Consider the following 12,971-nt stretch of genomic DNA (forward strand, 5'->3'; position numbering starts at 1 on the left):
AATCCTCTAGTTGTGTTTTAAACCGCTGATGGTTTTGTGTAATACGCTAAGGCTTGCTGCAACATCTTCCAAGGTAATCGACTCTAAAGGGTGATGGCTAATGCCGCCTTTACAGCGTGTGAATAACATGGCTACAGGACAAATTTCTGCCATCGCCATTGCGTCATGCCCCGCGCCTGAAGCGAGTACACGAGGTGAAATACCGCTGGCTTGAACACCGTCAACTAGCGCTTGTTTGAGATTTTGATCGCAGTGTACCGCGGGAGCGCTATGTGTTTGCTCGACAGTTAACCCTACCTTTCTTTTATGCGCAATGTGCTCAAAACTCTGCAAGATTTCAGCCAGTACAACGTCACGCAAGCTGTCATCTTCACTTCTAATATCGAGTGAAAAGGTTGTTCTGCCTGAAATAACGTTAACACCGTTGGGGCCGTTGACTATCTTGCCTACTGTCGCCACCACCCCTGGGCGATGTTGGCTAATGTGCTCAACAGATAGAATCATTTCGGCTGCAGCACTTAGTGCATCAACACGCATCGACATAGGTACTGTACCTGCGTGACCAGCCATGCCTTCAACACTCAAGTTAAAGCGTTTTGCACCCGCGATAGCGCTCACAACGCCTACCGGCAGATTTTCCTGCTCAAGTACTGGGCCTTGCTCTATGTGGAGCTCTAAGTAACCGAGAATATCGGTGCGTGAGATAGCGGCGCTTGCAATTGCATCGAAGTTCAAACCGAAGTTAGCCATGGCTTGTTCAAGGCTAATGCCGTCGACATCTTTTAAGTGACGCCAGCTGTCTTGCCATTGGCCAGTGAGTGCTCTGCTGCCCAACAAAGTTGTACCAAAACGGGTACCTTCTTCATCGCAAAACCCTACAATGTCAATATGGAAAGGGAATCGCGATTGGGTGCCATCAAACATAGCGACAAGTGAGATAGCAGCAACAACGCCCAACATACCGTCATACTTGCCGCCGTTTGGCACAGTATCAAGGTGACTTCCAATAATCAGGCGTGGTGCGTTGGGCACACTTGATGTATAGCGCCCCCAAATGTTGCCTACGGCATCTTGCCAGGTAGTCATGCCAGCTTCTATCATCCAACCAGACGCTAACTGGTTGGCAAGTTTGTGCTCATCCGTTAGGTATCGTCTATCGAGACATTGTGGGTCTTGACTCAGGTCTCCTAGCGTTTCACAGCGTGCCATAACCTGTGTTGCAAGTTCAGTGAACTCACCCATTCATGACTCCCGCGGCATTAGCGTCTTCAAAAACCTTAAGCGCAGCATCGACGCCGCTTCCAGCAGGCAAGGCAAAGCCTTGCATTCTTAGTACAGTCTCTAACGACTGAAGCGTGTGCAGCACCGCATCTTCTCTTGCGTTGTAACCCATAGTACCAATGCGCCAAATCTTGCCTTTAAGCGGGCCAAAACTGGTGCCAATTTCGATGTTAAAACGAAGGAGAAGTGTTTCCCTGACTTGTTCGCCTTCAACGCCTTCTGGAATATAAACACCCACCACGTTGTACATTTTATGTTTAAGGTCGCCAAAAGGTTGCAAACCCATTGCTTGAACACCCGCTAACATGGCATCGCCAGCTACTTTGTGTCTTGCAATAACCTTATCTTGTCCCTCTTCTAGGTGGACCCGCGCACATTCTCTGGCGCAAAACAGCATACTGGCTGCTTCTGTGTGGTGGTTTAAACGCTCTTCACCCCAGTAATCCATGATCATGGGTAAATCGAAATAGTTAGAACGTATTTTGGGGCCACGAGCGGCCTCGTGATGGGCATCACGAATACCCGCTTCTACGTGATGACGGGTTCGCACTTGCTTTACAAATTTATCGCTTAATGTAACAGGAGCGGAGCCTGATGGACCGCCCAAACACTTTTGCAAGCCAACGGAAACCGCATCGAGTTTCCACGCATCGACCTCTAGCGGGTTACCGCCAATTGATGCCGTTGCATCGCAATAGAAGAGTACATCGTGTTTTTCACAAATACTGCCGATATCCGCCAGTGGCTGAAGCATGGTGGTTGAGGTATCACCTTGTACGATAGCAAGCAATTTAGGCTGTACGTCTTTTATCGCCGCTTCAATTTGCTCAGGCGTAAAGACCTCTCCCCATGGAACTTCGATAGTATGCACTTCAGCATCAGCGCGTTCCGCAATTTCTGCCAATAAATGGCCGAAACGACCAAAAATAGGAACAAGTACTTTGTCACCAGGCTCAATAGCAGAGACCAACACTGCTTCGATACCGGCGCGCGATGTGCCATCGACCAAAAAGGTCTGCTGATTATTGGTATTAAATACATCGCGATAAAGCGCCATTGTTTCATTCATATACCCTGTCATAACCGGATCATATTGCCCGACTAGCTGCGTTGCCATGGCTGAGAGCACCCGTGGATAGCAATTAATGGGGCCTGGGCCCATAAGTAAACGAGGTGGTGGAGACAACGGTGAAAAATGTTGCATGAATGAACTCCTAGATAAGAACCTGCGCAAGCATGCGCACGCCTGTGATGATGAGGACAACAGCGAAGATCTTCTTTAGAAGTCCCGCGTCGAGTTTATTGGCAATTCCTGCACCGACGGGCGCGAATAGCACCGTTAGCGGCACAATACACGTAAACCCTAGTAGATTTACGTAGCCGAAGGTGGCAAATGGTGCATCGCTTGGCGTTGCACCAACGAATAACAACGTTAAAGCAGCGGGTAGGGATATAATGAGTCCCACAGCGGCCGCCGTACCCACTGCTTTGTGAGCGGGATAGTTGCAAAAGGTGAGGGTAGGTACGGTTAATGTGCCGCCACCAATGCCAACCATAGAGCTAAACAAGCCAATACAGCTGGCCATAATCGATTGGCCTACTCGCCCAGGAAGGCCGTTAAATAGGGCATCTTTTTTGCCGATTAGCATATTGAGTGCTGACAAGGTCGCGATAGTACCGAATAACAGTGTTAAAAAGGTTGGGTTAACCACTGTGACTAAATAACTACCTATTAGAACACCAGCAAGAATAAATGCCGCCCAGGCTTTTAGCAGAGCAAAATCAACGTTGCCCTTTGCGTGGTGGGCACGAATTGAACTTACCGACGTGGGCACTATAGTGGCCAAAGACGTGGCGGTAGCAATGACCATGGCGCTTTCCGGCGATACCCCAAGCGCTTGAAATAAGAAAAATAACACCGGTACGATCACAATACCGCCACCTACACCTAACATGCCTGCTAGTAGTCCGGCAAAAACGCCCGTGCCAATCAACGACAATATAACCGTTAGGTTATCTAGTAAAAACTGCATCTACGATTCTTCTCTTCTATGTTTGTGTTTTAGTAGTAAATGGTGACATCGCACGTTCAAATAGGCTTACTTCTTGCGCCCCATAAACGCTTTACCGTCACTACGAGGATCGCTCGCGCCACTTACTGAACCATCGGTTTCACGAATAATGGCACCTGCATGACCCATAAGTTCATTGCACGGGTCAACGGTGACCATGTCGTGTCCTCGCGCTACCAAGCTTTCGCCTACATATTCCACAAGGTCGCGCTCAGCTTTTAAGTTGTGGCTTTCATCACCCCACGTGCGACCCAGTAGCCACCTTCCAAGTGAGATAGCCTTATTAATAGGCTGGTTGTGATAAACGTGGCGTGCAAAAAGAGCGGCTTGAGTTTGCGGTTGACCTTCGCCTCCCATAGTGCCGTAACTCATGCGGCGGCCGTCGGCAAGTTCAACAAACGCTGGGTTTAGGGTATGAAAGGGCTTCATGCCTGGTGACAAATATTGATTGCTGTTAGGGTCAAGCGAAAATGACGTGCCCCTGTTGTTCCAAACAATACCGGTTTGGGGGCTGACCACGCCAGAGCCGAATTCCCAATAGAGCGATTGAATGTAGCTCACCATGCGTCCTTCACTGTCACAGCATCCCATCCAAATGGTATCGCCAGGCTTCGCAACATGAGGCCATGGCTGTGCAGTGTCGAGTTTGATGTGTTGAGTCATATCATCAAGCACGTCGTCACTTAACAAACTTTGCAAGTCGACTGGCGTGCGAGAAGGGTCGGTCACATAGGCGTTACGCGCAATAAAGGCTTGTTTGGTGCACTCAATAAGCAAATGCACCATATCGGCATCGCTAGTACCAAGGTGCGCAACGCGGTCATAGAGTGCAAGAATAATTAGCGACGCTACACCTTGAGTAGGCGCAGGCAGGTTATAGATTTTTCCTTTGCTCGTGTCTACCGAGAGAGGCGTTACTATTTTGGCCTCGTAATTATGGAAATCTTCAAGGCGAATAGGGGAGCCGGCAGCTTCTAAGTCGTGTGAAAGTTTTTGCGCTAGTTCACCGTGGTAAAAATCGTTTAACCCCTTTTCGGCAAGATGGGCAAGTGTTTTTGATAACGTAGTTAACTTAACGATCTTCCCTTTTTTCAGCGCCTGACCCTTTATCAGAAACTGTGAAAAATGCTCATCACTTGCTAGATCATTAAAGGTTTTGTTACTGGCATCGGTAAGACTTTGCGTAACCTCAATACCCCAATTAGCTTGGCTTATGGTCGTATCAAGTAATGTTCGAAGTGGCATTGGCGCTTGCCATTTTTTACTGATTTCAAGTGCTGCTTGCCAGCCTGCAACTGCACCAGCCATTGTGAGTGCGGCTTTACCTCCACGACTCGGAATAGCCGTTTCACCCGCGTAAAAATCAGGTGTTGCTCCTTTTGCAGCAACCCCTGATGCATCAATACCTACTGGTGCTTTACCGGGTTCGCTAATAAGCCAAAAGCCATCGCCACCCAGGCCATTCATATGGGGATACTCTACCGCTATTGATGCTGCTGCCGCGACCATAGCTTCTATGGCAGTACCGCCTTTCTCTAAAATATCTAAACCAACTTGAGAGGCGGCAAAGTGGGGCGCAGTAAACGCGATATTGTGTTTTTCACTCATCAAACTTTCCTTCGGTTTATAGGTAGCTAAAGCGTTAGTTTTTCTTAATTGCGCTTGTTGTAACGCTATTTCTTGTGCTTTGCTGTCGTTGCTTTAATCGCTTTCGCTAGCGAAAGTAAAGCAAGATCACTACCTTTTTTGCCCACCAGCGATAGTCCGCATGGGGCATTGTGTAGGGTAAACAATGGCATATGTAATTGAGGCAAGCCTGCAAGTCCTGCTATTGCAGTAAGTGCTAGCAGTGCGTTTCTATCATTTGCCAATGTTGCGTCGTCGGCATCACAACGAGGTGCAATGCCTGGTGTCGTAGGGATTACCAAAACGTCTATCGTAGAAAATAGACCATTGAGGTGTTTAATCACTACGTCTTGTTGTTCTTTGGCTTGGAGAGCTTCGTCTTGTGTAATGGTGCTACACCAGTTCAAGCGCAACATAATGTCATCAGCAATATCTGGCTGATGTGCTGTGATCCAGTCACCGTGTTGTTGCCAAATTTCACTGCCCTGTAAGGTTCTAAACGTTGATGCAGTTTGCAGTTCAGCCAAGTTTAGCTCACTGTTTGATAGCGCTTTACAAGGACTGACTTTTTCTAGTTCTTCCAACCACGCAAGACAATTTTTGCTGTGCGCTACGCTTGAAAATAGCGCCATTGCGATGCCAAAGTGAGTATCATCAAGCGACTTACTTTGAAAGGTCTGCTGTTTGTGAACAATGACCTCGTTGCTAACTGCAATCAGTGTATCTAAGTCTCGGGTCATCCAGCCAATTGTGTCAAACGATGGTGCAAGAGGCACCATGTTGTCGCAAGGTACCAATCCATGAGTTGTTCTTAATCCCCATAAGCCTTGATAGCTGGCTGGTACCCTGATAGACCCACCCGTGTCAGTACCAAGCCCGATATCAGCAAGGTGTGCACTGACAGCTACTGCGGAACCTGATGAAGAGCCACCAGGAATATGTGCGGGTGCAGCTGGGTTAATTAAAGCGTCATAATGTTTATTCTGACCATGAAGACTGTAGGCCAACTCATCAGTGATTGTTTTGCCTTTAAATTCTGCCCCAGCATCGAGCAATACCCTTACGGTGCTATTGGTTTCATCGGGCAATGCGTGTGTTGCAAGCCAATCTGGATTACCTGCCGCTGTGGGTAATCCTTTCATATGAAATAAATCCTTTACCGCTAACTTCAAGTTGTGCAAAGGTTTTTGCTGATGTTCACTCGATAAAGAAGAGACTGATTTTTCGGTAGCCTTCGATGGCGTTAAAACAAAAGGTGTGCTCACAGCGTTTGTAATTGTTGTTGTTCTTGTCTTTAATGAAACATCTGTTTCATTGTAATGTCAAGAGAAACGTTTGTTGCTTGGTGGCATTTCATCGATTGCCTAGCAGTATTCAATATATGAGCAACAGCCTTTTGGTTCTTTTCGTAAAATGCTGGGCAAAAGGTCTTTGCGTAAAGTGTTAAAAGCCGTTTGGGTGGGTTTTTAGAAAAGAGAGTTCCTCGAAGGTAGACTCTCGCCCCAGCACGATATTTCTATGTGGATATCGCCCGAAGGTTTCAATGACCTCTTGATGGCGTTTGGCAAACGTGAACTGTTGTTCAAGGCCTTCTTGAGAGAATAATTCTAGCGCGATGTCATGAATAGATAATGATTCGCTGTGCATGAAGGGCATATAAAGAAAAGCGCGTTGTTGAGGAGTTAACATTTTATCAGCTTCAACACTCACTGCTTCTTGAGCGAGCACGAGTGCGATGCCGTCTGCACTAAATGCATGGGCGCTTTCTCGAAATATATTGCGAGAAAACTGGTCTAGCACAATGATTTCAGCCAGTCTTCCGGTCGCTGTTGCTCGCCAAGGCCAAAGTTCGCCCCTAACTGCAGCACTTCGCAGTTTTGAAAACCGTGATGTAATTGTCTGGTCTACGTGGTCATCTTGAGCAAACCAGTGCTCAGATGACAACTCACTAAACCAAAATTCCAATACAGCATTCGCCTCTTCCATGACAAATTGCGTCTTATCCATGCCTACTCCATTGTTGTGTGAACATATCACACACATCTTTACCGCTTACTCTTTTACCCTAAAAACAACAAAATAGTTTTATTGTTGTTTTTAATACCATCATTCTACATACAGTCTCACTAAAATATCGGCCAGCGTTGCACAAACTTTAGACGATGGACGCCGGTTATCGCTTGGGACTTTCTAATTCGTCCATTTGAATATAGATATCGGTAATAGCCTCGACGCGATCTGCGGCAAGGCTGCCTAACTCTTCATAAGTCAGGTTACACAGCGATGCCACTAAGCTCATAGGAGCCGCATAACTATCAAAGGGGGATTCGCTGCCAATATGCGCCACAAGAAGGTGATCAACATCTTGTCGATATTGTTGTCCCGAAGGGTCAGTGATAAGTACCGTAGTACAGTGTTTTATGTTCTGTAACACATATTTAAATTGACGTGTGCGACGCCTGAAACCAAATAACACAACCACGTCTTTTTCACTAAGGTCGATGATGTCTTCACTGAGTGTTTGTCCAGGCTGAGGCAATACGCGAACAGAACCGCGTATTTGTTTTAATTGTTGCCTGAAATGCAGTGCAATAGGGTAGGCATTTCGAAATCCTATGAGGGTTACCTGCTGTGCTTGTGCGAGCAGTTGTGCTACTGCTTTAAGCGCGTCTAATGTTACACCTTCAAAAGTCAACGATAGGTTTTTTACTTCACTTTCATGTTGTTGCACGTTGCTCAGTGAATTGACAACGGGCACACCTTGTTCTCTGAGTTGAGCGAGTGCGTCTTTTGCCTGTTGATGGGAGTCGAAACCAAGTTGACGAAAAAAGCGGCTGACCGTTGCTTTAGACGTTCCTGTCTTTTCGGCAATTAGCGATGTAGATTGGCTTAATACAGCAATTGGGTTTTGTTGCAGATAATGCGCTATTGCTTTTCCTGATGGAGAGAGAGCCATATAGTGCTTCTCAATTTGTTCTAAAACGTCATTAGGGCTGTTGTTGGCCATGTGTACCGCCTTGTATCCATTCACTAAATGCATCGTGAATTGGATTTATTCATATAGCGCAATTATTTCATGACTTTTGTGAAATATACAAATACAACCGAATCGCGACCACAATACACGCTGCGTTATGCCCGTAAACAAGTGCAAAATAAATCAGATGTTGAGCGATAAATCACTTTTAATTCATATGAAAATCAACACGTTTTAATCAGTGGTCTCTCAGTTTCGGCTAAAGTAGTAGGTATGACGCCTCTCGCTTTTTTCAAATTGGCACTACACTTTCATAAAAGTGTCATCACAAAGTGAAAAAGAGGTGGGTCGTGGTTAAGTTGTGGTCGGAATTGATCATGCTTTTTGTTGTACTTCCTTTTGCGGTTTTGTATTGGATAAAACACTTTGCAGACTATTTAATGCCTATCCTCGGGCTTATTGGTTTGTTTTGTTTAGCAGTGCTTCTAGCAGATAAACAGTTTAAACGTATCAAGCTATGGCATTGGGAAGACTATAGAACGCATTTCGCAAGTACATTAAAGCTTTTTATTCCTTGGGCGTGTTTACTTGCCTTGGTGGTGTATTTTCTCAAGCCTGAGTTGTTTTTGCATTGGCCGATGAATGAACCTTGGATGTGGGTAGCCACATTGCTTGTTTATCCCATTGTGTCTGTCATTCCTCAGGAAATAATCTTTAGAACGTATTTTTTTCATCGCTATAAAAAAATATTACCCTCGAAATACGCGCGGTGGGCATTGAGCACTTTTGTGTTTGGTCTCGCTCATTTGGTATATGGTAATTGGATTGCTGTGGTAATTTCTTGGTTCGGGGGAGCTATATTCGGATACCGGTATATGCAAACAAATTCAACGCCTGTAGTGGTGATTGAACATGCTATTTGGGGAAGTTTCTTGTTTACTATCGGACTGGGATCTTATTTGGTTATTGCTCAGTAGTTACTAGAACGTTCTCGTGTAATGATGTATTACACACAGACAAACTTCTTATTAAACACAGACAGTGCAATTGTTAACAAGCACAATCACCAAGGAATGAGGTTATGCAAGAACAATTATTTCCCCGTTCGATGCTAGGCAATGCTGAAGAGATGGTCAACGCTATCACTTCGCTTCCGTTTGATATTGTTGTTCAAGCAAACGAAATCGACGTAAATCAAAACAGTTTGTCAAACGCACAGTCGCTACTTGCTGAGTTATGGAGCAATTTCATTTATCGACTACCTGGATTGGCTGTGGGAGTTTTGGTGATGGTAATATTTATTACTCTAGCCACACCATTGTCGCGACTGTTAGTGAAACCGTTGACGCGAGCAACGACTTCTCCGTTACTCCGCTCTGTTATTCAGCGCAGTATCAGTACTGTGGTGGTATTATTAGGCATTTATTTGTTTCTGTTTCTCGCTGGTCTAACGGGCTTTGCCATTGCGGTGGTCAGTGGCACAGGTGTCGTTGGCCTGATCTTGGGTTTCGCATTTAGAGACATTGCGGAAAACTTCATCTCTAGCTTGCTACTTACTGTTCAACGTCCCTTTCGTATTGGTGATATCGTTCAGATAAATGAATTTACTGGCATTATTCAAAAGGTCACTGCAAGGGCAACAACCTTGGTGGATTTCGACGGTAACCATATACAAATACCTAACGCCACAATATATAAAGGCGTTATCAAGAATCTAACGGCAAACCCCCTGATGCGTGGCAATTTTATTGTTGGGGTTGGATACGATGCTAATGTGCAGCAAGCACAGCAAATCGCACAGTCTGTCATTGCGTCGCAAAGTAACGTGCTAATTGACCCTGAGCCCCAAGTACTTATCGATAACTTAGGGTCGTCTACATACAACATAAAAGTATATTTTTGGGTGGATGTTGAGAAAACAAGCGTTCTTAAAATGGCGTCGTTATTGATGAGAAATATTGTGGCAGCGTATACCGACGCGGGAATTAGTATGCCTGACGACGCAAGAGAGCGAATATTCCCAGAAGGGCTTCAGGTAATAAATGGGCCAAAACAAGGCAACGCGCCCACTGTCGAGAAACAGACTGCATCTACCCAAAAGAATGTTGAAGTAAACGCTAGCGATGACGACGTTGCCACCGAAGCGCATGATATTCGAGAGCAAGCACGGCGCTCGAGAGATCCTGAAGCTGGCGAAAATATTCTTTAGCGAGAGGCTGGTGCCACTGGTGAAAGATTACAGCGCTTTAGAAACCCTTGCCACAACACAACATGTGCTTGCATCGCTTTTTCGTATGCCGAAAAGTTGTTGTTACCTTGTGTGGCAATGTAATGTTTAAAAGCAGGGTGTAAGATTTCGTCCTCTTCCCACGACTGCCACAGTGGCAACAATTTATAGTGGTATTGATTAATCATACTCCCAACGGGCTGAATTTCTTCTATAAAAAAAAGGTAGAAGACATTTCGCAGTATTTTTGCTTTGTCGCTTGCTCGGCCATTTGGGCACGAAATTGTCTCAAGCGCTGGCGTTAACGCTCGAGTTAAAATATTTAGGTTGTGACTCAGTGCTTGTTGTGTGCGCCACAATGACGCAGGCAGCCTTGCAGAGCGAACAATTTGAAGCTGGGTTTCAATTTCTGCACTGTCTATAGGCGCTATTTCGTCTTCGAATATGCGATTTTTCAAGCTATCAAGAAAGAAAAGGCTATTAACGCTAGCAAAGGCGTCTTTATTGTTATCAATACCTAGTAGTCGCTCTGGCGTGTTCAGTGCAAGTCGCATCTCTTGACTCGTTTGTATGAGATTCGCCCAATGCTTTGCAAAGTCACTACGTTTTCGTTCTTGCCATTGGTTTAAGCTGTCAGCCAGTGCTGTATTTTTTGATCTAATGGCTGTCTCGCAATTATTAAGTGCAGACAATAATTCACTTTCATAGACAATTCGCTGCGAAGGTAACTGGCTTTTCCCTAAACTCGTGTTTCGCTCAGCCACAACCCGGCCAACTTCGCAGTCTTGAAGCGCAAAAAATTCCCTCAAGTTAATGTTAAGACCTTCGATGTTGTAGTTAAGGGTTGATGAGTCGGTTAATCGAGAAAGTGGTGGCGTTTCTAATTCGGGCAAAGGTACGTCGAGCACATAAGACAAACGATCGCTATAGTCTTCTAGGCTGTCTTGAACCGAGCGAGCGCTAAAGCAGCCGGTTACGAATACACTAATACAGAACAGCAAAAGCGTAGCCCGTAGCATGCTAAAGAGCTGATATAGGGGCACACGTCTGGCGCTATCGGCTAGGGGGCGGCAATACATATCGTTATGTCACGCACAAGCACTGCTATAAAGGCTACGACCACCGTCTACATACAAGATTTGACCCGTAATGTATGGCGCATTGACTAAAAACCAGAGCGTATCTGAAATATCTTGCTCACGACCAAGGGCACCAAGTGGAATGGTATCAATTAAGGCTTGTTTCTCTTCATCACTCAGTGTTCGATCAGGCCATAGTATGGCGCCCGGGCCTATCCCGTTAACGCGTACATGTGGTGCCAGTTCTGTTGCAAGTGAGCGAGTTAACGAGGCCAGCCCACTTTTAGCCAAGAGATACACACTGTGTTTTGGCAGCGGGCGGTCTATATGCATATCAATCATATTGATGATGGCGCCTTTTCGTTGACTTAGCGTTTGCGCCAGTGCTTGAGATAAGAATAGTGGCCCTTTAAGATTACTTCCTACTAATGAGGTCCAATCGTCCTCGATTATTTCGCCTACTGGAGTAGGGTAGAAACTTGATGCGTTATTAACAAGTACATCGATGTAACCCCATACAGTCTGTGCTTTATCGGCTAACTGTTGTACTTCACTAACGCGGCAAAGGTCAGCGCTAAGGCTCACGGCTGAATCAGGCCGTATGGTATTGAAGCTTTCGACTAGCGCTTCGGCTTCTAATCGCGATTGACCATAGTGAATAATGACATTGAATCCCTGTGCGTGAAGTTTTGTCGCTATTGCCGCACCAATGCGCTTGGCTGCACCTGTAATAAGCGCAACGGGAGCAGTTGTTCCCATAATAATTCTCTTAATGTGCTAATTTTGATTTTTATGTCTAGCACTACATCTGTCTTTGAATCTCGCTAATTGTTTGTTTAGCTTGAGCAATGTAATGCGCGCCGAATAATAACCCGTGATTTAAAATATGGTAAAGCTGGTAAATCGGTTTTCTTTGCTCATAATTTTTTTCGATAGATGAGGTGGTCTTATAACCATCGAAGAATGCACTAGGAAATCCTCCGAACAGTTCAGCCATCGCTAGGTCAGTCTCGCTGTCACCTACATAAACAGCTGGATCAAAGAGTACAGGGCCTTTTTTGCTAAAGCCGGCGTTGCCTGCCCATAGGTCACCGTGCAGCAATGCAGGATGTGGTTGATGTAAACTCAGCAAGTTACGCGTTAAGCTAACAATATTATCAATATCCCCATCATTTTTGTGCCATGCGCCAGTGGAAGCTAACCGCTCTAACATGCTTCCTATGCGCTTTTCTGCGTAAAAGTCGGCCCAAGACGCTATTCTTCCATTTGTTTGAACGTTCGCGCCAATATAGTTGTCATGCGGCCAACCATAACTGGTATATGCATTCACCTGATGTAAAGAAGCTAATTGTTGACCTAATAGAAAATAGTCATCTTGCGTTGGCTCGACAAAGCGTACGTGAGAGAGCACGAGATATTCCATATTGGGCGAGCTGTCTTTAGTAATCCCATGGCAAATTACTTTGGGTGTGATCACTGTTTGGGTATCGGAAATAGCTTGTAAACCTTCTGCTTCATGAGAAAGCTGCTGGGTGTCGTCATAAATACGCGTTTTGACAAAATAGCGTCGCGTTGAGTCTTTAATAATATAACTGGAATGCGTGTCACCCCCGCTGACTGGGTCTGCACGCTGACAACTGAAAAATGTGTCTGTCTGTTCTGATATGTGTTCGCTAATAAAATGCCACATATTCATCGCTCCGTTTTTT

12 protein-coding genes are annotated in these 12,971 nt (G+C 45.5%); 2 read left to right on the plus strand and 10 right to left on the minus strand.

The genetic code is table 11. From position 1 onward, the window contains the following. Window positions 1-6: 6 nt before the first annotated feature. The 7 genes from JN178_RS07900 to JN178_RS07930 all read right to left on the minus strand — a co-directional run bounded on the left by JN178_RS07900 (window position 7) and on the right by JN178_RS07930 (window position 7,986). Entirely contained in the window at window positions 7-1,242 is a 1,236-nt protein-coding gene (locus JN178_RS07900; RefSeq protein WP_202265081.1) for an allantoate amidohydrolase, read from the minus strand. Continuing rightward, window positions 1,235-2,485 carry a pyridoxal-phosphate-dependent aminotransferase family protein gene (locus tag JN178_RS07905; RefSeq protein WP_202265083.1) on the minus strand — a complete coding sequence of 417 codons (1,251 nt, stop codon included), beginning with the start codon at window positions 2,483-2,485 and terminating at the stop codon, window positions 1,235-1,237. Before JN178_RS07905 ends, JN178_RS07900 begins: the two co-directional genes overlap by 8 nt. Before the next feature lie 10 nt (window positions 2,486-2,495). Beyond that, window positions 2,496-3,314, minus strand: coding sequence for a sulfite exporter TauE/SafE family protein (locus tag JN178_RS07910; RefSeq protein WP_202265084.1), 819 nt, complete (start codon window positions 3,312-3,314; stop codon window positions 2,496-2,498). 66 nt (window positions 3,315-3,380) lie between these two features. After that, a complete protein-coding gene (locus JN178_RS07915) occupies window positions 3,381-4,961 on the minus strand; it encodes a gamma-glutamyltransferase family protein (protein WP_202265086.1) in 1,581 nt (526 codons plus the stop codon). A 65-nt stretch (window positions 4,962-5,026) separates the two neighbouring features. Continuing rightward, a complete protein-coding gene (locus JN178_RS07920; protein WP_202265088.1) occupies window positions 5,027-6,244 on the minus strand; it encodes an amidase in 1,218 nt (405 codons plus the stop codon). 178 nt (window positions 6,245-6,422) lie between these two features. Further along, the gene (locus JN178_RS07925; RefSeq protein ID WP_202265090.1) at window positions 6,423-6,986 is read right to left on the minus strand and encodes a DUF924 family protein; all 564 of its coding nucleotides are present in this window, start codon (window positions 6,984-6,986) and stop codon (window positions 6,423-6,425) included. Window positions 6,987-7,152: 166 nt separating this feature from the next. Beyond that, window positions 7,153-7,986, minus strand: a complete 834-nt coding sequence (locus JN178_RS07930) for a MurR/RpiR family transcriptional regulator (protein ID WP_202265092.1) — start codon at window positions 7,984-7,986, stop codon at window positions 7,153-7,155. A 320-nt stretch (window positions 7,987-8,306) separates the two neighbouring features. Here JN178_RS07930 and JN178_RS07935 point away from each other — a divergent pair, with 320 nt between their 5' ends. Then, window positions 8,307-8,933, plus strand: coding sequence for a CPBP family intramembrane glutamic endopeptidase (locus JN178_RS07935; protein WP_202265094.1), 627 nt, complete (start codon window positions 8,307-8,309; stop codon window positions 8,931-8,933). 104 nt (window positions 8,934-9,037) lie between these two features. Next, window positions 9,038-10,165 (plus strand): mechanosensitive ion channel family protein, encoded by a 1,128-nt coding sequence (locus JN178_RS07940; RefSeq protein WP_232369723.1) that lies wholly within the window; start codon window positions 9,038-9,040, stop codon window positions 10,163-10,165. Here JN178_RS07940 and JN178_RS07945 read toward each other — a convergent pair. From JN178_RS07945 to JN178_RS07955, 3 genes are all read right to left on the minus strand, one after another. Beyond that, window positions 10,162-11,202 (minus strand): DUF3080 family protein, encoded by a 1,041-nt coding sequence (locus JN178_RS07945; protein ID WP_202265096.1) that lies wholly within the window; start codon window positions 11,200-11,202, stop codon window positions 10,162-10,164. The two genes, JN178_RS07940 and JN178_RS07945, sit on opposite strands and share 4 nt — an antisense overlap. 69 nt (window positions 11,203-11,271) lie before the next feature. Then, window positions 11,272-12,021, minus strand: a complete 750-nt coding sequence (locus JN178_RS07950; RefSeq protein WP_202265098.1) for a pteridine reductase — start codon at window positions 12,019-12,021, stop codon at window positions 11,272-11,274. A gap of 43 nt (window positions 12,022-12,064) precedes the next feature. Further along, entirely contained in the window at window positions 12,065-12,952 is an 888-nt protein-coding gene (locus tag JN178_RS07955; RefSeq protein WP_202265100.1) for a fructosamine kinase family protein, read from the minus strand. Between the last annotated feature and the right edge of the window lie 19 nt (window positions 12,953-12,971).

The organism is Alteromonas sp. KC3 (assembly GCF_016756315.1).
Taxonomy (GTDB): Bacteria; Pseudomonadota; Gammaproteobacteria; order Enterobacterales; family Alteromonadaceae; genus Alteromonas.